This is a genomic window from Streptomyces sp. NPDC041968 (assembly GCF_055589025.1).
On record NZ_JBVJCB010000005.1, the window covers coordinates 395138 to 413227 of the forward strand.

General features: G+C 72.2%; 19 protein-coding genes. 6 read left to right on the top strand and 13 right to left on the bottom strand.

Annotated features, from left to right (window positions below):
* Positions 1–67: 67 nt before the first annotated feature.
* Positions 68–916 (bottom strand): menaquinone biosynthetic enzyme MqnA/MqnD family protein, encoded by an 849-nt coding sequence (locus ACZ6EG_RS15495; RefSeq protein WP_356609293.1) that lies wholly within the window; start codon positions 914–916, stop codon positions 68–70.
* Between the two features lie 291 nt (positions 917–1207).
* Here ACZ6EG_RS15495 and ACZ6EG_RS15500 point away from each other — a divergent pair, with 291 nt between their 5' ends.
* Positions 1208–1411 (top strand): cold-shock protein, encoded by a 204-nt coding sequence (locus tag ACZ6EG_RS15500; RefSeq protein ID WP_003974443.1) that lies wholly within the window; start codon positions 1208–1210, stop codon positions 1409–1411.
* Between the two features lie 81 nt (positions 1412–1492).
* On the opposite strand, the gene ACZ6EG_RS15505 is transcribed toward ACZ6EG_RS15500, so the two are convergent.
* Positions 1493–2059, bottom strand: a complete 567-nt coding sequence (locus ACZ6EG_RS15505) for a helix-turn-helix domain-containing protein (RefSeq protein WP_391970082.1) — start codon at positions 2057–2059, stop codon at positions 1493–1495.
* 68 nt (positions 2060–2127) lie between these two features.
* Here ACZ6EG_RS15505 and ACZ6EG_RS15510 point away from each other — a divergent pair, with 68 nt between their 5' ends.
* The 3 genes from ACZ6EG_RS15510 (at position 2128) to ACZ6EG_RS15520 (ending at position 3967) form a co-directional block, all read left to right on the top strand.
* A complete protein-coding gene (locus ACZ6EG_RS15510; RefSeq protein WP_391970083.1) occupies positions 2128–2850 on the top strand; it encodes an AzlC family ABC transporter permease in 723 nt (240 codons plus the stop codon).
* A 5-nt stretch (positions 2851–2855) separates the two neighbouring features.
* A complete protein-coding gene (locus ACZ6EG_RS15515; RefSeq protein ID WP_391970130.1) occupies positions 2856–3161 on the top strand; it encodes an AzlD domain-containing protein in 306 nt (101 codons plus the stop codon).
* Positions 3162–3304: 143 nt separating this feature from the next.
* Positions 3305–3967, top strand: coding sequence for a class I SAM-dependent DNA methyltransferase (locus ACZ6EG_RS15520; protein ID WP_391970131.1), 663 nt, complete (start codon positions 3305–3307; stop codon positions 3965–3967).
* A 12-nt stretch (positions 3968–3979) separates the two neighbouring features.
* Here ACZ6EG_RS15520 and ACZ6EG_RS15525 read toward each other — a convergent pair whose 3' ends face one another.
* Both ACZ6EG_RS15525 and ACZ6EG_RS15530 read right to left on the bottom strand, forming a co-directional pair.
* Entirely contained in the window at positions 3980–5908 is a 1929-nt protein-coding gene (locus tag ACZ6EG_RS15525; RefSeq protein ID WP_391970084.1) for an AMP-dependent synthetase/ligase, read from the bottom strand.
* 236 nt (positions 5909–6144) lie between these two features.
* Positions 6145–7431 (bottom strand): acetyl-CoA C-acetyltransferase, encoded by a 1287-nt coding sequence (locus ACZ6EG_RS15530; RefSeq protein ID WP_469604875.1) that lies wholly within the window; start codon positions 7429–7431, stop codon positions 6145–6147.
* A 101-nt stretch (positions 7432–7532) separates the two neighbouring features.
* Between ACZ6EG_RS15530 and ACZ6EG_RS15535 the strand changes: the two genes are divergently transcribed.
* Both ACZ6EG_RS15535 and ACZ6EG_RS15540 read left to right on the top strand, forming a co-directional pair.
* Positions 7533–8828: a 3-oxoacyl-ACP reductase gene (locus ACZ6EG_RS15535; RefSeq protein WP_469604878.1), complete on the top strand. Its 1296-nt coding sequence runs from the start codon at positions 7533–7535 to the stop codon at positions 8826–8828.
* Positions 8828–9784, top strand: coding sequence for a MaoC family dehydratase (locus tag ACZ6EG_RS15540; RefSeq protein ID WP_391970132.1), 957 nt, complete (start codon positions 8828–8830; stop codon positions 9782–9784). Before ACZ6EG_RS15535 ends, ACZ6EG_RS15540 begins: the two co-directional genes overlap by 1 nt.
* Here ACZ6EG_RS15540 and ACZ6EG_RS15545 read toward each other — a convergent pair.
* From ACZ6EG_RS15545 to ACZ6EG_RS15585, 9 genes are all read right to left on the bottom strand, one after another.
* Positions 9757–10446, bottom strand: coding sequence for a TetR/AcrR family transcriptional regulator (locus ACZ6EG_RS15545; protein WP_469604881.1), 690 nt, complete (start codon positions 10444–10446; stop codon positions 9757–9759). The two genes, ACZ6EG_RS15540 and ACZ6EG_RS15545, sit on opposite strands and share 28 nt — an antisense overlap.
* Positions 10447–10605: 159 nt before the next feature.
* The gene (locus tag ACZ6EG_RS15550; RefSeq protein WP_469604885.1) at positions 10606–11955 is read right to left on the bottom strand and encodes a dicarboxylate/amino acid:cation symporter; all 1350 of its coding nucleotides are present in this window, start codon (positions 11953–11955) and stop codon (positions 10606–10608) included.
* Between the two features lie 321 nt (positions 11956–12276).
* Positions 12277–12576, bottom strand: coding sequence for a DUF4229 domain-containing protein (locus ACZ6EG_RS15555; RefSeq protein ID WP_391970089.1), 300 nt, complete (start codon positions 12574–12576; stop codon positions 12277–12279).
* 100 nt (positions 12577–12676) lie between these two features.
* On the bottom strand, positions 12677–13201 hold the full coding sequence (locus ACZ6EG_RS15560; protein ID WP_391970090.1) for a GNAT family N-acetyltransferase: 525 nt from the start codon (positions 13199–13201) through the stop codon (positions 12677–12679).
* Positions 13202–13258: 57 nt separating this feature from the next.
* A complete protein-coding gene (gene mqnE, locus ACZ6EG_RS15565) occupies positions 13259–14422 on the bottom strand; it encodes an aminofutalosine synthase MqnE (RefSeq protein ID WP_356609317.1) in 1164 nt (387 codons plus the stop codon).
* 60 nt (positions 14423–14482) lie between these two features.
* Positions 14483–14938, bottom strand: coding sequence for an Lrp/AsnC family transcriptional regulator (locus ACZ6EG_RS15570; protein ID WP_219184458.1), 456 nt, complete (start codon positions 14936–14938; stop codon positions 14483–14485).
* A 66-nt stretch (positions 14939–15004) separates the two neighbouring features.
* A complete protein-coding gene (locus tag ACZ6EG_RS15575; RefSeq protein ID WP_391970092.1) occupies positions 15005–15679 on the bottom strand; it encodes a UbiX family flavin prenyltransferase in 675 nt (224 codons plus the stop codon).
* A gap of 31 nt (positions 15680–15710) precedes the next feature.
* Positions 15711–16616, bottom strand: coding sequence for a menaquinone biosynthesis prenyltransferase MqnP (mqnP, locus tag ACZ6EG_RS15580; RefSeq protein WP_391970093.1), 906 nt, complete (start codon positions 16614–16616; stop codon positions 15711–15713).
* Positions 16613–18070 carry a menaquinone biosynthesis decarboxylase gene (locus ACZ6EG_RS15585; RefSeq protein ID WP_391970094.1) on the bottom strand — a complete coding sequence of 486 codons (1458 nt, stop codon included), beginning with the start codon at positions 18068–18070 and terminating at the stop codon, positions 16613–16615. Before ACZ6EG_RS15585 ends, mqnP begins: the two co-directional genes overlap by 4 nt.
* Between the last annotated feature and the right edge of the window lie 20 nt (positions 18071–18090).

The following is an 18090-nucleotide window of genomic DNA, read 5'->3' on the forward strand; positions in this document are numbered from 1 at the left end:
GGGTAGTGCGCCGCCCGCCCGGGGGCCCGGGGCCGCGGCCGGCCCGTCAGGGCTGGAGCAGCTGCCGTCAGGGCTGGAGCAGCTCCACCTTCACGTCCGCCGGGAAGCCGGTGGTCGGGCCGACCCGGCGGGCGAACTCGGTGACCGCTTCCAGCTGCGGGGCGCCGAAGCGGAAGTCCAGGGTGGTGAAGTACCGCGCGAGGGTCTCCTCGTCGAAGGCCTCCCAGCGGGCCGCCTGTTCGGCCACCTTGCCGACCTCCTCCAGGGAGAGGTTGCGGGAGGCGAGGAAGGCCTCGTGCACCTGGCGGGTGAGCAGGGGCTCGCGCTCGGCGTAGTCCTTGCGCGCCGCCCACACCGCGAAGACGAACGGCAGCCCCGTCCACTCCTTCCACAGCGCGCCCAGGTCGTGCACGGCGAGGCCGTAGCGCGGGCCGTCGATCATGTTGGCGCGCAGGGCCGCGTCGCCGATGAGGACGGCCGCGTCGGCCTCCTGCATCATCAGGCTCAGGTCCGGCGGGCAGGTGTAGTAGTCGGGCTGGACCCCGAAGCGCTCGGCGAGGAGCAGCTGGGCGAGGCGGACCGAGGTGCGCGAGGTCGAGCCGAGGGCGACGCGGGCGCCGTCCAGCCGGTCCAGCGGCACCTGGGACACGATCACGCAGGACATGACCGGGCCGTCGCAGCCGACGGCGATGTCGGGGAAGGCGACCAGGTCGTCGGCGTTCTTGAGGAACTCGACCAGGGTGACGGGACCGATGTCGAGACCGCCCTGCACCAGCTGCTCGCTGAGCTTCTCCGGGGTGTCCTTCGTGAGCTCGAAGTCGAGGAGCGTGCCTGTTCTCGCGAGCCCCCAGTACAGGGGCAGGCAGTTCAGGAACTGGATGTGGCCGACGCGCGGCCGGGTGCGAGAATTGTCCACATCGCGAGGCTAGCCCTCCCCCGGATTCCGTCCGCCGCCGACCCCCGGCGTCGGCCGATCGGCGGAGGCGTTCAAACGTCCGGGTGAAGTGATCTTGGCCTCTGTTGCGCTCGGGTGCCTGCGTGCTAGGCTCACAGCAAGTTGCAGTTTGGTTTCCCTTGCAGTACAGAGCCTGCGGAGCATGTGACCGCGGGCTCTCGTCGTTCTCAGACGTATGCAGTTGTGCAGCATTTCAGTCTTCACACTTGCTGGTTCTGGAGCAGGGCAACCCTTTGGGCCCAAGGAGGGCTTATGGCTACCGGAACCGTGAAGTGGTTCAACGCCGAAAAGGGCTTTGGTTTCATCGCCCAAGAAGGCGGCGGCCCGGACGTCTTCGTCCACTACTCCGCGATCAATGCTCAGGGATTCCGTTCCCTCGAGGAGAACCAGCAGGTGTCCTTCGACGTCACGCAGGGTCCGAAGGGCCCGCAGGCGGAGAACGTCACTCCTGTCTGATTGACAGCAGTACCCAAGGAGCCCCGCGCCGTCAGGCGACGGGGCTCCTGCCTTTCCCGGGGCCCCCGCCTCCCCGCCTCGTCACACGTGCTGCATGACCAGGACGAACGCCGTCCCCGGCACCAGCGCCTCGTAGGTGTGGGGCACGTCCCCGCGGTAGGTCAGGTAGTCGCCGGGCCCCAGTTCCACGCTCTCCCCGCGCGGGCCGGCCAGGAGGCGCCCGCTGCCGACGACCAGGTGCTCGACCGTGCCCGGCAGGTGCGGCTCGGACTCCCGGGCCGCCCCCGGCTCCGCCCGCAGGTGATAGAGGTCCCGGCGCACTCCGGACGGGCTGGAGGAGAGCAGGGTGGCCGTGTAGTCGGCGCGTTCGGAGCCCACCTGGGGCCCCTCCCCCGCCCTGATCACCCGCACCGCGGCGGCCGGCGGCTCCACCAGGGTGCTGAACGGCACGTCGAGGGCCACGGCCAGCGCCCAGAGCGTCTCCACGCTCGGGTTGCCGCTCGCCCCCTCCAGCTGCGACAGCGTGGACTTGGCGACCCCGGCCCGTTTGGCCAGCTCGGACAGGGACAGGCCGGACCTGGTCCGTTCGCGCCGCAGGGAGGCGGCGATCCAGTCGAGGGGTGGGCGGGTGGAGGCCGGCTCGGACATGGCGTTCGCTCCATCGGTACGTTCGTTCGTCTTGACGAACAACACTCGGTCTGTCCATTGTAGGAAACATGCGTTCGGTACAGCGAACAACCCCATCCCCTCCACCCGATCCTTCCGGTTGGCGCCGGGACCCCGAGCTGCTCAAGGACGTGGCCCTCGTCAGTGCCGCCGGCGGCATCGTCGGCGTCTCGTTCGGCGCGATCGCCGTGGCCGGCGGGCTGCCGGTGTGGGTACCGGTGGTGATGTCGCTGGTCGTGTACGCGGGCTCCGCCCAGTTCAGCGCGGTCGGTGTGCTGCTGGCGGGCGGCGGCCCGGTGGCCGCGGCCGCCACCGGCCTGCTGCTGAACACCCGTACGGCGGCTTTCAGCCTGGCGATCGCGGAGTCCATCGGTACGGGCCGGGTGGCGCGGCTGGTCGGAGCCCATCTGGTCACCGACGAGACGGTCGCGTTCGCCCTGGCCCAGCGGGACCCGGCGCGGCGGCGGGCGGCCTTCTGGCTGTCGGGCGTGGCGCTGTTCGCGGTGTGGAACGTCGGCGTGCTGCTCGGGGCGCTGGCCGGCACCGCGCTCGGCGACACGGCGACGTACGGGCTGGACGCCGCCTTCCCCGCCGTGCTGGTCGCCCTGGTCCTCCCCGCGCTGCGGGAGGAGGCCGCTCTGCGCCGGGCGGCGCTGCCCGGCGCCGCGGTGGCCCTGGCACTGACTCCGGCCGTCCCGGCGGGGGTGCCGGTGCTGCTGGCGCTGACCGGCCTGTTCCTCCACCGCGCGCCCGTCCGGAAGGAGCCCGCGTGAGTGCCATGGTCGCCGTGATCCTCGCGCTGGCGGTCGGGACGTACGCCTTCCGCCTGGTCGGTCCGGCACTGCACGGCCGGGTGACGGTGCCGGAACGGGCACGGGAGCTGCTGTCCGCCGGTGCCGTGGTGCTGCTGGTGGCGTTGCTGGCGACGGGGGCGCTCACCGAGGCGGGCGGCTTCGCGGGCTGGGCGCGGCCGGTGGGGGTGCTGGCGGGCGGCGTACTGGCGTGGCGGCGGGCGCCGTTCGCGGTGGTGGTGCTGGGGGCGGCGGCGGTCACCGCGGGGCTGCGGGCGGCGGGGCTGGAGTGAGGCCCCGCTCACGGCTGCGCCGCGGGCGGCGGGGCTGGAATGAGGCCCCGCTGTCGGTGGGCGCCGTTAGGGTCCGCGCCATGACCGACGAGACCGCCACGACCGACCACGCCAACGTGACCGCCGAGACCGCCGACGCCACCATGACCGCCGACACCTCCGTGACCACCGACCCCGCCTTCGTGACCACCACCCGCGACTTCTACGACACGATCGCCGAGGACTACGCGGACCGCTTCCGCCACCTCGGCGCCGGCACCCCGCTGGACCGCGCGCTGATGGGCGCGTTCGCCGAGATGGTGGGGCCGGACGGGGAGGTGGCCGACCTCGGTTGCGGGCCCGGCCGGGTCACCGCGCACCTGGCCTCGCTGGGCCTGCGGGTCTTCGGCGTCGACCTGTCCGCGCCGATGCTCGCCATCGCGCGGCGCGAGAACCCGGGCCTACGCTTCGAGCAGGGTTCGATGCTGGAGCTGGACCTGCCGGACGGCGCCCTCGCGGGGGCCGTCTCCTGGTACTCGTCGATCCACACGCCGTGGGAGCGGCTGCCGGACCTCTTCACTGAGATCCGGCGCGTGCTGGCGCCGGGCGGGCACCTGCTCCTCGCCTTCCAGGTCGGCGACGGGCCGAGCCGGGTCGACCGGCCCTTCGGCCACCCGGTCTGTCTGGACTACGAGCGGCGGCGGCCGGAACCGGTGGCTCAGCTGCTGGAGGGGGCCGGGTTCACCGTGCTGTCGCGGACGGTGCGCGTCCAGGAGGAGGACACCTCCGCCAAGGTCCCGCAGGCCTGCCTGATCGCCCGCCGCTGAGCGGCCGACCGGTCAGGAGCCGCCGTACAGTCCCTCCACCGCACTCGCGAAGTCCCGCATGATCGCCTCGCGCCGCAGCTTCATCGAGGGGGTCAGATGGCCCTCCCACTCCGTGAAGTCCCGCGGCAGGACGGCGAAGCGGCGGATGGACTCGGGGCGGGAGACCAGCTTGTTGGCCTCGTCGACCGCGCGCTGGAGCACCGCCAGGACCTCCTCGTCGTCGGTCAGCAGCTCGGGCGGCACCGGGTGCTTGCCGTTCATGCGGCGCCAGTGGGTGAGGCCGTCGGGGTCGAGGGTGAACAGGGCGGAGACGTAGGGGCGTCGGTCGCCGAGGACGATGCACTGGGAGATCAGGGGGTGCGAGCGCAGCCAGTTCTCCAGGGGGGCCGGGGCTACGCTCTTGCCGCCCGCGGTGATCAGCAGCTCCTTCTTGCGGCCGGTGATCGTCAGGTAGCCCTCGTCGTCCAGGCTGCCGATGTCGCCGGTGGCGAACCAGCCGTCGGGGGCGGCCGGGACGACGCCGCCCGCCTGCGGGTCCCAGTAGCCGGGCAGGACCTGCTCGCCGGCGACGAGGATCTCGCCGTCGGTGGCGATGCGGACGCGGGTGCCGGGCAGCGGCCAGCCGACCGTGCCGAGGCGCGGCTTCAGCGGGGGCGTGACCGTCGCCGCGGCCGTCGTCTCGGTGAGGCCGTAGCCCTCGAAGATCTCGATGCCGGCGCCGGCGTAGAAGGCGGCCAGACGGCGGCCGAGCGGGGAGCCGCCGCAGATGGCGTAGCGGACCCGGCCGCCCATGGCGTTGCGGATCTTGCGGAAGACCAGGGGGTCGTAGAAGGAGCGGGCGGTCTTCAGGCCGCGGCCCGGGCCGCCGCCGCCCGTCTGGCGGGCCTCCATGGCCTCGCCGTAGCGCACCGCCACCGAGACGGCGCGGTCGAAGGTCGAGGACCGGCCGCCCGACTCGGCCTTGGCACGGGCGCTGTTGAAGACCTTCTCCAGCATGTACGGAATGGTCAGCAGGCAGGTCGGACGGAAGGCCGCCAGGTCCGGGAGCAGGTCCTCCGGTTTCAGGCTGGGCGCGTGGCCGAGGCGGACCCGGGCGCGGACGCAGGCCACGGCGACCATGCGGCCGAAGACGTGGGACATCGGCAGGAAGAGCAGGATCGACGGCTCCTCGCCCGTCTTCGCCTTGAAGACCGGGTAGAGCAGCTCGATGGCGTTGTCGACCTCGGCGAAGAAGTTCCCGTGGGTCAGCGCGCAGCCCTTGGGGCGGCCGGTGGTGCCCGAGGTGTAGATCAGGGTGGCGAGGGTGCTCGGGCTCAGCATGCCCCGGCGGACCTCCACCTCCGCGTCGGGTACCTGCGCGCCCAGCTCCGCCAGCCGCTCCACGTGCCCCTTCTCCATGACCCACAGGTGCTTCAGGTCCGGGATGCGGTCCAGTTCCGGGCCCATGGCCGCGGCCTGCGCGGTGGTCTCGGTGACCAGGGTGACGGCGCCGGAGTCCTGGAGTATCCAGCGGGTCTGGAAGAGGGAGGAGGTCGGGTAGACGGGGACGGTGACCAGGCCGGCCGCCCAGGCGGCGAAGTCCAGCAGCGTCCACTCGTACGTCGTCCGCGCCATGATCGCGATGCGGTCGCCCGGCATCAGGCCCTCGGAGATCAGGCCCTTGGCGACGGCCAGCACCTGCCCGGCGAAGTCCGCCGCCGTCACGTCGGACCACTCCCCCTGCGCCGACCTGCGGCTGAGGACCACCTGGTCGTGGGCCGCGGCCGCGTTGTCGAAGGGCAGGTCGGCAAGGGAGCCGTGCCGCACCGGCGGGGCGAGCGGCGGTACGTACGCCTCCCGTACGGCCCCGTCCAGCCGCCGCGTCTCGGGCTCCACCAGGGTGGGGCCGGGCGAGTCGGCGTAGGCGGCGGACGCGGCGAAGGAGGGAAGCGAGGTGGACACGGGCGGCTCCTGTGACGTGCAGCGGCGACACTGCATCGCGCGCACTGCGCGGCCGGCAGTGCTCTGCTGCGTGAAGTACGGGCCTCGCGCGCCGAGGCGTTCATCGCCGCCCCCGGAACCCGGGGTTACCGGCGGTCAGTTCGGGGATCGTACGGGGCACTCGTGGAAAGTTGGTGCGGGTTCGGGGATGGTCCCGCGTCGGAGGTGTGCAGTGTCGGGGGTTACCTGCCAGTAAGTCACGTTCTTTCCAGTATGGCCGTCACACCCTGGCCACCGGCCGCGCAGACGGAGATCAGCCCGCGTCCGGGCCCCTCCCGCTCGGCGAGCAGCGCGGCCAGCGTCGCCACGACGCGGGCCCCCGTCGCCGCGAAGGGGTGGCCGGTCGCCAGCGAGGAACCGGCCACGTTCAGGCGGGCCCGGTCCACCGGGGCCAGGCCCCGCTTCTCCCAGGCCGCCAGCGTGGCCAGCACCTGGGACGCGAACGCCTCGTGGATCTCGACCAGGTCGAAGTCCTCGATGCCGAGCCCGGCCCGCTCCAGCATCCGCGGGACCGCGTACGCCGGCGCCATCAGCAGGCCGTCCTCGCCGCCCGCGACATCGCCGCCGACGAAGTCCACGGCCACCGTCTCGTACGCCGTCAGGTACGCCAGCGGCTCCAGCCCGCGGGCCCGCGCCCACTCCTCGCTCGCCAGCAGGACCGTCGCCGCGCCGTCCGTCAGGGGCGTGGAGTTGCCCGCCGTCATCGTGGGGCGGTCCCCGGAGAGGCCGAACACCGGCTTCAGCGCGGCGAGTTTCTCCACGGTCGAGCCGGGGCGCAGGTTCTGGTCGCGGGCCAGGCCCCGGAAGGGGACCACCAGGTTCTGGAAGAACCCGCGTTCGTACGCCGCCGCCAGCCGCTGGTGGCTCGTCGCCGCCAGTTCGTCCTGCGCCTCGCGGGTCACGCCCCAGGCCCGGGCGGTCACCGCGGCGTGTTCGCCCATCGACAGGCCGGTGCGCGGCTCCGCGTTGCGCGGGATGTCCGGGACCAGGTGGCCCGGGCGGATCCTCGCCAGCGCCTTCGCCCGGCCGCCGAGCGACTTCGCCCGGCGCGCCTCCAACAGGATGCGGCGCAGGCGGTCGTTGACGCCGAGCGGTGCGTCGCTCGCCGTGTCGGCGCCGCCCGCGACCGCCGACTCGGTCTGGCCGAGGGCGATCTTGTTGGCGGCGGCGATCACGGCCTGCAACCCCGTGCCGCAGGCCTGCTGGACGTCGTAGGCCGGGGTGCGCGGGTCCAGCGCCGAGCCGAGGACCGTCTCGCGGGCCAGGTTGAAGTCGCGGCTGTGCTTGAGGACCGCGCCCGCGACGAACTCGCCGACCGCGCCCGGGTCCTGGAGGCCGTACCGCTCGACCAGGCCGTCGAGGGCCGCGGTGAGCATCTCCTGGTTGGAGGCAGTGGCGTAGGGGCCGTCGGAGCGGGCGAAGGGGACGCGCGTGCCGCCGACGATCGCGACGCGGCGCGTCCGGGGCGGTTCCAGGGGGCTCATCTCGACCTGCTCCTCACCCGTGACATAGGCTTACCTCCGGTAACCTTACTCCAGAGTAAGCAAAGTCGGCACACGCCGCACAGCCGTTGGGGAGACAGGACATGGCCGACCGCTATCTCAGCTTCACCGGCACCGCGCCCGGCCGCTTCCTCACCCGGCGCCTCGGCCTCCCACGGCCCGCACCGCTCCGGCGGGACGCGCTGGAGGGCGGCCTGCTGCACCTCACGGCCGGCAGGACCGAACTGGACCTCGCCCCCGTGCTGGCCCGCACCGGTCTCGCCGCCGGTGGGGACGGCCACCCGGCCGCCGTCGTCCTCGACGCCACCGGCGTGCGGGACGTCGACGCGCTCGCCGGGGTGCACACCGCCCTGCACCCCGTCGCGGGGTCCGTCGCCGCGAGCGGCCGGATCGTCGTCCTCGGTGCCCCGCTCGACCCCGACGACCACCACCAGGCCGCCGCCCAGCAGGCGTTGGAGGGCTTCACCCGCTCGCTCGGCAAGGAGATCGGGCGGGGCCGGACGGTCAACCTGGTCCGGCTCACCGACGCCCCCGCCGCCGAGTCCACCCTCCGCTTCCTCCTCTCCGCCGCCTCCGCCTACGTCAGCGGCCAGGTGATCGAGGTCGCCCCCGCCGGCGCCGCCGTCAGCGCCCCGGAGGACTGGGACCGCCCCCTCGCCGGACGCACCGCCCTGGTCACCGGCGCCGCCCGCGGCATCGGCGCCGCCGTCGCCGAGACGCTGGTCGAGCAGGGCGCCCACGTCGTCCTCCTCGACGTGCCGCAGGCGGAGCGGGAGGCGCGCGGGCTCGCCGAGCGCCTCGGCGGCACCCCCCTCGCCCTGGACATCACCGCCGCCGACGCGGGCGAGCGCATCGCCGCCGCCCTGCCCGGCGGACTCGACATACTGATCCACAACGCGGGCATCACCCGCGACCGGCGACTGGTCAACATGGGCGCCGACCGCTGGAGTTCCGTCCTCGACGTCAACCTAGCGAGCGTCCTGCGCACCACGGACGCGCTGCTGGCCGCGGGCGCGGTCCACCGGGGCGGCCGGATCGTGGCGACCGCCTCCATCGCCGGGCTCGCGGGCAACGCCGGCCAGACCAACTACGGCGCGAGCAAGGCCGGGATCGCCGGTCTGGTCCGCTCGCTGGCGCCGCGCGCGCTCGCCGGGCACGGGGTGACGGTGAACGCGGTCGCGCCGGGCTTCATCGAGACGAAGATGACCGCGGCGGTCCCCCTCCTCATCCGGGAGGCCGGCCGCCGCATGAACTCCCTCGCCCAGGGCGGTCTCCCGGTCGACGTCGCCCGCACCACCGCCTGGCTCGCCCACCCGGCCTCCGGTGCGGTCAACGGCCAGGTCGTCCGGGTCTGCGGCCAGAGCCTGCTGGGGGCGTGATGGACTCCGCCTCCCCCACCGGGGGCTCCGCCTCCCCTGCCGAGGGCTCCGCCTCCGCCACCGAGGGCTCCGCCTCCCCCGCCACCACCCTGAGCGGCCCGCCCGCCCTCGCGCCGCTCCTCGCGCGCGGCGCGCTGCTGTCCCCGCTCAAACGGCCCCGCCCGGACGCCGGTTTCCCCCGCACCCGGCTGGTCCTGCCCGACCTGCGCGTCGACCTCGCGCGCCTGGCCGCCTACGAGCGGGCCTGCGGGTTCGCGACCGGGGCGGACGCGCTGCCGGTGACCTACCCGCACGTGCTGGGCTTCCCCGCCGTCATGCGGCTGATGAGCGCCCGGCGCTTCCCGCTGCCGCTGCTCGGGCTCGTCCACACCTCGATCGACATCACCCGGCACACCGTCCTGACCGTGACGGCCGCCTACGAGCTGTCCGTCCACGTCGAGGGGCTCGCCCCGCACCGGCGCGGCACCGAGGCGTCCGTGGTGACCCGGCTGCGGGAGGGCACCGACCTGGTCTGGGAGTCGCGCAGCACCTACCTGGCCCGCCACCGCACGTCCGGGCTCCCTCCCGCGACCGGACACCCCGGGCACGCCCCCGCCGCACCCCCCGCGCCGCCCCTGCCCACCCGCGCCGAGTGGCGTCTCGCCGATGACGTCGGACGGCGCTACGGTGCCGCGTCCGGCGACCGCAACCCGATCCACCTGCACCCCCTCACCGCCCGCCTCTTCGGCTTCCCCCGGGCCATCGCCCACGGCATGTGGACCGTGGCCCGGTGCCTCGCGGAACACGGGGCGCCGGACGCGGCCGTGGTGCGGGCCGAGTTCCGCGCACCGGTGCTGCTGCCGGGGACGGTGCGGTACGGGGCCGAGGGCGGGCGGTTCGAGCTGCGCGGCGCCGGTGACCGGCTGCACCTGTCGGGCGAGGTCGGGCCCTATCCGGCCCGGACCGGGGCTGCCTGAGCCGTCGGGTCGGCGTCCGGCTCCTCCGGCGCCGACCAGGGCCGGCCCGCCATCAGGTCGCCCAGGCCCGCCCAGGCGAAGTTCATCAGGGTCGCCGCCGCCTGCTTCGCGGTGACGCCTTCGGTGGCGCTCGCCCAGTCCGCGAGCGCCTCGGCGGCACCGACCAGCGCCTCGGCCAGCCCGGCGACCTCGCCCTCGGGCAGGTGCGGGTCCCGGTGCGCGTCCCGTGCCGCGGCGGCGATCAGCTGCGTCACGAAGGTGACGATCTCCGCGCGCATCACCGCCACCTCGGCCGCGAACCGCTCCCCGTGGGTGCGGGCGTGCAGGTGCAGCACCCGCCAGGCGTCCGGGTTGCGCGCGGTGTGGTCGAAGAACGCCCGCAGCCCCGACCAGAGTTGTCCGTCGGCGGACAGCCCCGGCAGCGCACCGGCCCGCACCGCTTCGGTGAGGGCGCGGGCCTCGCGGCGGATGCAGGCGGTGAAGAGGTCGTCCTTCGAGTTCAGGTACAGGTACACCAGCGGCTTGGAGACGCCCGCCAGTTCGGCGATCTCGTCCATCGACGCCGCCATGTAGCCCCGCTGCCCGAAGATGCGTACGGCGGCGTCCAGCATCTGCTGCTCCCGCACCGCACGCGGCATCCGCTTGGTCCTCGAAGCACCCATGCGCATCAGCGTACGGTCCGCACGGCGCCGATCAGGACCGCGCGCCGGGGACGGCCGGCTCGCGCGCCCGCCCGTGTCGGACCGCCGGTGCCCGGCGGACACGCGCGGACGCCCCGCGCCGGTGTCCGGCGCGGGGCGTCGCGATGGTCCGAAGTGCCGTCAGACGGCGGCCGGGACCGGCTCCGAGGCCTGCTTGCGCGGCTCAAGCTCCGGCTCGTCGATCGGCGAGCTGTGCGCCTCGTCGTAGGCCTTGCGGTCGAGGATGCCCTCACGCGCCGAGACCAGGACCGGGACCAGCGCCTGCCCGGCCACGTTCGTCGCCGTGCGCATCATGTCCAGGATCGGGTCGATGGCGAGGAGCAGGCCGACGCCCTCCATGGGCAGGCCCAGCGTGGAGAGGGTCAGGGTCAGCATGACCGTGGCGCCGGTGAGACCGGCCGTGGCGGCGGAGCCGACCACCGAGACGAAGGCGATGAGCAGGTAGTCGCCGACGCCGAGCTGGATGTCGAAGATCTGCGCGACGAAGATCGCGGCGATCGCCGGGTAGATCGCGGCGCAGCCGTCCATCTTGGTGGTCGCGCCGAAGGGCACGGCGAAGGAGGCGTACTCCTTCGGGACGCCGAGGCGCTCGGTGACCCGCTGGGTGAGCGGCATGGTGCCGACCGAGGAGCGGGAGACGAAGGCCAGCTGGATCGCGGGCCAGGCGCCCTTGAAGAACTGGATCGGGTTGACCTTGGCGACGGTGGCGAGCAGCGTCGGGTAGACCCCGAACAGCACGATCGCGCAGCCGACGTAGATGTCGGCGGTGAAGGTGGCGTACTTGCCGATCAGGTCCCAGCCGTAGGTGGCGATGGCGTGGCCGATGAGGCCGACGGTGCCGAGCGGGGCCAGGCGGATGACCCACCACAGGGCCTTCTGGAGGAGTTCGAGGATCGACTCGCTCAGGTTCAGGATCGGCTGGGCCTTCTCGCCGAGCTGGAGGGCGGCGATGCCGGCGACGGCGGCCATGAAGACGATCTGGAGCACGTTCAGCTCGGTGAACGGCGTGATGACGTCGCTCGGCACGATGCCGGTCAGGAAGTCGATCCAGGAGCCGGTGTTCTCGGGCTTCGCGCCGTCGGCCGGGGTGAGGCCGGTGCCGGCGCCCGGGTTGGTGACCAGGCCGATGACGAGGCCGATGGCCACCGCGATCAGTGACGTGATCATGAACCAGAGGAGGGTGCGGGACGCCAGGCGGGCCGCGTTGTTGACCTTCCGCAGGTTGGTGATCGACACCAGGATCGCGAAGAAGACGAGCGGGGCGACGGCCAGCTTCAGCAGGCCGATGAAGATGTCGCCGACCTTCTCCAGGGTGGTGACCAGCCACGATATGTCCTGGCTGCGGGCCAGCCAGCCCAGCAGGACACCGAGGACCAGACCGCCGATGATCTGGGCCCAGAAGGGCACCTTGAAGGGCAGCTTGGGCGACTTGGAGGTCTTCTCGTCGGAAGACTTCGTGAGGGAGGACACGGACGGACTCCGTAAGGGGACGGGACGCGGGGACGGACGCGCAGTGCTGACGTGGAGAACGACGGGATGAGGGGGAACGTCAGGGGCGACAGTTCGCGGACGCGCACCGACAGAGGTCCACGTGCAGGCGCGCCACGAGCCCGAGGCTCGGGGGTGTGTGGGGCGCGGCTGCGTGCTTCATGCACACGACTTTAACACCTACGCTTTGAGACCCCCAAAGCCTCGCTTTGACAGGCGGCGGAGGCCCTGCGCCCGTAAAACGCAGATCGCCCCGGTTTCCTGGGATATCGGAAACCGGGGCGTGCGGGTCTGTGAGGTGCGTTACGAGGCCTGGCTCCGGGTGCGGGAGGAGTCGTCGGCGACGTCCTCCATGCCGCGGTTGGCGTCGAGGTTGGCCTTCATCCGGTCCACGCGGCCGGCGACCTGGACCGAGGCCCGGTCGCGCTCCTTGCGCAGCACGACGTAGCTGATGGGTGCCGAGATCAGCAGGGAGAGCAGGAGGACCCACATACCGTTGGACTCGCCGAGGCCGCGCGGGAAGACGCCTGCGTAGACGAGTCCCCAGACGACCACGAGGCAGCCCACGAAGATCCCGAGGCGCATCAGCGTGTAGCGGAGCATCTCAATCCACTCTTCCGTTTCCGGCACAAACAGGCACGTCCAGTGAAACATGCCGGGGTGCCGGTCTTGCAGCGGGGTGGGGTCCGGCCGGGAGACCTGGTCAGGCCAGCGGCAGCAGCAGGAAGACGTCGTCCCGGTCGTCGCCGGGCGCCACCCGGATCGCGCCGGGCACCCGGCCGACCTCCTTGTAGCCGCAGGACTCGTAGAACCGCTCCAGGCCGAGCCCGCCCCGGCAGGTGAGGCGGATCGCCTCGATGCCGTCGACGGTGCGGGCGGCGTCCGCGGCGGCGGCCATCAGGTCGCGGCCGTAGCCCCGTCCCTGGAGACGGGGGTGGACCATCACCGTGTAGAGCCACAGCCAGTGGGTCATCAGCCGGTGCGTGTTCAGGGCGAGGAAGGCGGTGGCGGCGACCTTCCCCTGCTCATCGTGGCCGACGAGGAGGCGGGTGCGGCCCTCGGCCATGCCCACCAGGTGCTTGACCAGCTCGGGGCGGACGTCCTCCCGCGTCACCGGCGGCACGAAGCCCACGGAGCCGCCCGCGTTGGAGACGTCGGTCCACAGGTCGAGCACGCCGTCGCGCAGCGCGGGGGTGACAGGCGGGTCGAAGGTGAAGGTAAGGGACACGCCGCCATGTTAACCATTACCTCCGGGCCCGTCACCCCCGGAAGGCGGACGCGGACGTCACACCCGCATCGGCTGCGGCGCCTCCCGGCGCGCCGGGTCCGGCCCGTCGAACTCCCGGATGATCTCGTACCGGGTGTTGCGCTCCACCGGCCGGAACCCCGCGTCCCGGATCAGGTCGAGCAGGTCCTCGCGGGTCAGCTTGTTCGGCGTGCCGAAGTCGTCCGCGTCATGGGTGATCTTGTACTCGACGACCGAGCCGTCCATGTCGTCGGCGCCGTGCTGGAGGGCGAGCTGGGCGGTCTGGACGCCGTGCATGACCCAGAAGACCTTGACGTGCGGGACGTTGTCGAAGAGCAGCCGGGAGACCGCGAAGGTCTTGAGGGCCTCGGCGCCCGTCGCCATCTGGGTGCGGGCCTGGAGCCGGTTGCGGACCTTGCCGTCCTTCATGTCCACGAAGTCGTGCTGGTAGCGCAGCGGGATGAAGACCTGGAAGCCGCCCGTCTCGTCCTGGAGTTCACGCAGGCGCAGCACGTGGTCCACGCGGTGGCGGGGCTCCTCGATGTGGCCGTACAGCATGGTGCACGGGGTCTTGAGCCCCTTCTCGTGCGCCAGGCGGTGGATGCGCGACCAGTCCTCCCAATGGGTGCGGTGGTCGACGATGTGCTGCCGGACCTCCCAGTCGAAGATCTCCGCGCCGCCGCCGGTGAGGGACTCCAGGCCGGCGTCGATCAGCTCGTCGAGGATGTCGGAGGCGGACATCCCGGAGATGGTCTCGAAGTGGTGGATCTCGGTGGCGGTGAACGCCTTCAGCGAGACGTCGGGCAGCGCGGCCTTCAGCTCCCTGAGCGAGCGCGGGTAGTAGCGCCAGGGCAGGTTCGGGTGCAGGCCGTTGACGATGTGCAGCTCGGTGAGGTTCTCGCCCTCCATCGCCTTGGCGAGCTTCACCGCCTCCTCGATGCGCATGGTGTACGCGTCCTTCTCCCCCGGCTTGCGCTGGAAGGAGCAGTACGCGCAGGAGGCGGTGCACACGTTGGTCATGTTGAGGTGGCGGTTGACGTTGAAGTGGACGACGTCGCCGTTCTTGCGCGTCCGCACCTCGTGCGCGAGGCCGCCGAGCCAGGCGAGATCGTCCGACTCGTACAGCGCGATGCCGTCCTCGCGGGTCAGCCGCTCCCCGGAGCGGACCTTCTGCTCCAGCTCCCGCTTGAGCCCGGCGTCCATGCGATACCTCTTTCTGAGACAGACTCGTAAACCGTACGCCTCCGGTGGCGGCCCCCGGTGTCAGACCTCTTCGGGCAGCTCGCCCACCCGGTTCTCCCACTTGGTGGAGAGCACGATGGTGGTACGGGTCCGGGAGACGCCCTTGGTCCCCGACAGCCGCCTGATGATGCTCTCCAGGCCGTCCACGTCGGTGGCGCGCACCTTGAGCATGTAGGAGTCGTCGCCGGCGATGAACCAGCAGTCCTCGATCTCCCGCAGGTCCTTCAGGCGCTGCGCCACGTCCTCGTGGTCGGCCGCGTCGGACAGGGAGATGCCGATCAGGGCGATGACGCCGAGGCCGAGCGAGGCCGCGTCCACGGTGGCCCGGTAGCCGGTGATGACCCCGGCGGCCTCCAGCCGGTTGATGCGGTCGGTGACGCTGGGCCCCGACAGTCCGACGAGGCGCCCCAGCTCCGCGTAGGAGGCCCGGCCGTTCTCCCTCAGGGCCTGGATGAGCTGCCTGTCCACCGCGTCCATGCGATCGAAGCCTTCCACTGAAGAGTTCTGAAGATGTGGGTCACAACGTGTGGGGGGAGGTGGTGCTCAGGTGGTGGGGCGTGCCCCGCCGAGGTCGCCGCGCCAGCGGCGGTACAGGTCGTGCCGGACCCCGGCCGCGTCCAGGACGCGGCCGGCGACGAAGTCCACGAGGTCCTGGATGTGCGTCGCCCCCGCGTAGAAGGCGGGCGAGGCGGGCACCACGGTGGCGCCCGCGTCGTCCAGGGTCACCAGGTGCCGCAGCGTCCGGCCGTCCAGCGGGGTCTCCCGCACGGCGACGACCAGCTTGCGGCGCTCCTTGAGGGTCACGCTCGCCGACCGCTGGAGCAGGTCCTTCGACAGTCCCAGCGCGACACCCGCGACGCAGGCCGTCGAGGCGGGCACGATCAGCATGCCCTTGACGGGGTACGACCCCGAGGACGGCCCGGCCGCGAGGTCGCCCGCGCTCCAGTGCCGTACGCCGGAGAGGTCCACGTCGAAGGTCCCGGGCTTGCCGTCGGCGCCGCGCGCGAGCCACTGCCGCAGGTCGGTCTCCCAGTGGGCGTCCCGGAAGGAGATGCCGGTCTCGTCGAGCAGGGTGAGCCGCGAGGCCCGGCTGACCACCAGGTCGACGCTCTCGCCGGCGGCGAGCAGCGCCCGCAGCACCGCCGCCGCGTACGGCGTACCGGATGCCCCTGACACCCCCACGATCCAAGGCGTGCGCTGCGTCTGTCCTGGCTTCATGGTGTCGAGCCTAGTCGCAGGCTCAGGGTTTTCAGACGGTGAGGCCCCGGACGAGCAGGTCCAGCAGCGCGCACACGAACAGGGCGATCCCGATGAAGCCGTTGACCGAGAAGAACGCCCTGTTCAGGCGGGTCAGGTCGGTCGGGCGCACGATGGTGTGCTCGTAGACGAAGGCACCCGCCACGATCAACAGGCCGAGCCAGAAGAAGAATCCGGCGTCGGTGGCGAGGGCGTACCAGACGAAGAGGCCCGTGGTGACGGTGTGGCAGGCGCGGGCGCCCCAGATGGCCGCCGGGATGCCGAAGCGGGCCGGGACCGACTTCACGCCGACCTGCCGGTCGGTCTCGACGTCCTGGCAGGCGTAGATCAGGTCGAAGCCGCCGATCCAGATGCCGACCGCGAGGCCGAGGATGACGGCCTCCCAGGACCACTCGCCGCTGATCGCCAGCCAGCCGCCGATGGGGCCCATGGCCTGGGCGAGGCCGAGGATGGCCTGCGGGAAGTTCGTGAACCGCTTGCCGTAGGGGTAGACCACCATCGGGACCACCGCGATGGGGGCGAGGGCGAGGCAGAGCGGGTTGAGCAGGGCCGCGGCGCCCAGGAAGACGACGAGGGCGATCAGCGCGCCGGTCCAGGCGTGCTTGACCGACATGGCGCCGGTGACCAGTTCGCGGTGGGCGGTGCGGGGGTTGCGGGCGTCGATCTCGCGGTCGATGATCCGGTTGACCGCCATGGCGAAGGTGCGCAGGCCCACCATCGCGACGGTGACCAGGAGCAGCCGGCCCCAGTGGATGTTCTCGTCCCACATGTACATCGCGGTCAGGGCGGCGATGTAGGCGAAGGGCAGCGCGAACACCGAGTGTTCGATCATCACCAGGCGCAGGAACGCCTTGGTGCGCCCCGGCTGCTGCGGCAGCGCGGCGGAAGCCGAGGTCACAGTCCGTACTCCTTCCAGCGGCGGTCGACCTTCGCCGCCGTCTCCGGGTCGGACAGCACCATGTCCGGCCAGCCCCCGTCGCGCGTGTACCCCTCCTCGGGCAGCTTCTTCGTCGCGTCGATGCCCGCCTTGCCGCCCCAGAACTGCTGGTAGGAGGCGTGGTCGAGGTGGTCGACCGGGCCCTCGACGACGGTGAGGTCACGGGCGTAGTCGGTGTTGCCCAGCGCCCGCCAGGCGACCTCGTGCAGGTCGTGGACGTCGCAGTCGGAGTCGACGACGACGATCAGCTTGGTCAGGGACATCATGTGGGCGCCCCAGATGGCGTGCATCACCTTCTGGGCGTGCTTGGGGTACTTCTTGTCGATCGAGACGATCGCGCAGTTGTGGAAGCCGCCGGCCTCGGGGAGGTGGTAGTCCACGATGTCCGGCACGATGATCTTGAGGAGCGGGAGGAAGAAACGCTCCGTCGCCCGGCCCAGCGGACCGTCCTCGGTCGGCGGGCGGCCGACCACGATCGACTGGAGCAGCGGACGCCTGCGCATCGTCACGCAGTCGATCTTCAGGGCGGGGAAAGGCTCCTGCGGCGTGTAGAAGCCGGTGTGGTCGCCGAAGGGCCCCTCGGGGAGCATCTCGCCGGGCTCCAGCCAGCCCTCGATGACGACCTCGGCCTGGGCGGGGACCTGGAGCGGCACGGTCTTGCAGTCGACCATCTCGATCCGCTTGCCCTGCAGGAACCCGGCGAAGAGGTACTCGTCGATGTCGCCGGGGAGCGGGGCGGTGGAGGCGTAGGTCACGGCGGGCGGGCAGCCGAAGGCGATGGCGACGGGCAGGCGCTCGCCCCGCCTGGCCGCCACCTGGTAGTGGTTGCGGCTGTCCTTGTGGATCTGCCAGTGCATGCCGATGGTGCGCTTGTCGTGACGCTGGAGCCGGTAGAGGCCGAGGTTCCGGATGCCCGTCTCGGGGTCCTTGGTGTGGGTCAGGCCCAGGTTGAAGAAGGAGCCGCCGTCGTCGGGCCAGGTGAAGAGGGCGGGGAGCCGGTCGAGGTCCACGTCGTCGCCGGTCAGGACGACCTCCTGGACGGGGGCGCTGCCCGGCTTCACCTTCTTCGGCGGCACGTGGGTCATCGTGCCGAGCTTGCCGAAGGCCTCGCGCATGCCGACGAAGCCCTGCGGCAGCTCGGGGCGGAGCAGCCCGCCGATCTTGTCCGAGATGTCGGAGTACGACTTCAGGCCGAGGGCCTTGAGGAGGCGCCGGTCGGTACCGAAGACGTTCATCGCGAGGGGCATGTCGGAGCCCTTCACGTTCTCGAAGAGCAGGGCGGGGCCGCCGGCCTTGTTCACCCGGTCGACGATCTCCCCGATTTCCAGGTACGGGTCCACCTCGGCCTTGATGCGCTTGAGGTCGCCCTCGCGCTCCAGCGCCCGGAGCAGCGAGCGAAGATCGTCGTAAGCCATGCGGTCCAGTATCCCCGAGC

Bases quoted from the DNA above. Each gene is read 5' to 3' on its own strand.
- ACZ6EG_RS15500 (WP_003974443.1), top strand. From the start codon at position 1,208: ATGGCTACCGGAACCGTGAAGTGGTTCAACGCCGAAAAGGGCTTTGGT.
- ACZ6EG_RS15505 (WP_391970082.1), bottom strand. From the start codon at position 2,059: ATGTCCGAGCCGGCCTCCACCCGCCCACCCCTCGACTGGATCGCCGCC.
- ACZ6EG_RS15510 (WP_391970083.1), top strand. From the start codon at position 2,128: ATGCGTTCGGTACAGCGAACAACCCCATCCCCTCCACCCGATCCTTCC.
- ACZ6EG_RS15515 (WP_391970130.1), top strand. From the start codon at position 2,856: ATGGTCGCCGTGATCCTCGCGCTGGCGGTCGGGACGTACGCCTTCCGC.
- ACZ6EG_RS15520 (WP_391970131.1), top strand. From the start codon at position 3,305: ATGACCGCCGACACCTCCGTGACCACCGACCCCGCCTTCGTGACCACC.
- ACZ6EG_RS15530 (WP_469604875.1), bottom strand. From the start codon at position 7,431: ATGAGCCCCCTGGAACCGCCCCGGACGCGCCGCGTCGCGATCGTCGGC.
- ACZ6EG_RS15535 (WP_469604878.1), top strand. From the start codon at position 7,533: ATGGCCGACCGCTATCTCAGCTTCACCGGCACCGCGCCCGGCCGCTTC.
- ACZ6EG_RS15540 (WP_391970132.1), top strand. From the start codon at position 8,828: ATGGACTCCGCCTCCCCCACCGGGGGCTCCGCCTCCCCTGCCGAGGGC.
- ACZ6EG_RS15545 (WP_469604881.1), bottom strand. From the start codon at position 10,446: ATGGGTGCTTCGAGGACCAAGCGGATGCCGCGTGCGGTGCGGGAGCAG.
- ACZ6EG_RS15555 (WP_391970089.1), bottom strand. From the start codon at position 12,576: ATGCTCCGCTACACGCTGATGCGCCTCGGGATCTTCGTGGGCTGCCTC.
- mqnE (WP_356609317.1), bottom strand. From the start codon at position 14,422: ATGGACGCCGGGCTCAAGCGGGAGCTGGAGCAGAAGGTCCGCTCCGGG.
- ACZ6EG_RS15570 (WP_219184458.1), bottom strand. From the start codon at position 14,938: ATGGACGCGGTGGACAGGCAGCTCATCCAGGCCCTGAGGGAGAACGGC.
- ACZ6EG_RS15575 (WP_391970092.1), bottom strand. From the start codon at position 15,679: ATGAAGCCAGGACAGACGCAGCGCACGCCTTGGATCGTGGGGGTGTCA.
- ACZ6EG_RS15585 (WP_391970094.1), bottom strand. From the start codon at position 18,070: ATGGCTTACGACGATCTTCGCTCGCTGCTCCGGGCGCTGGAGCGCGAG.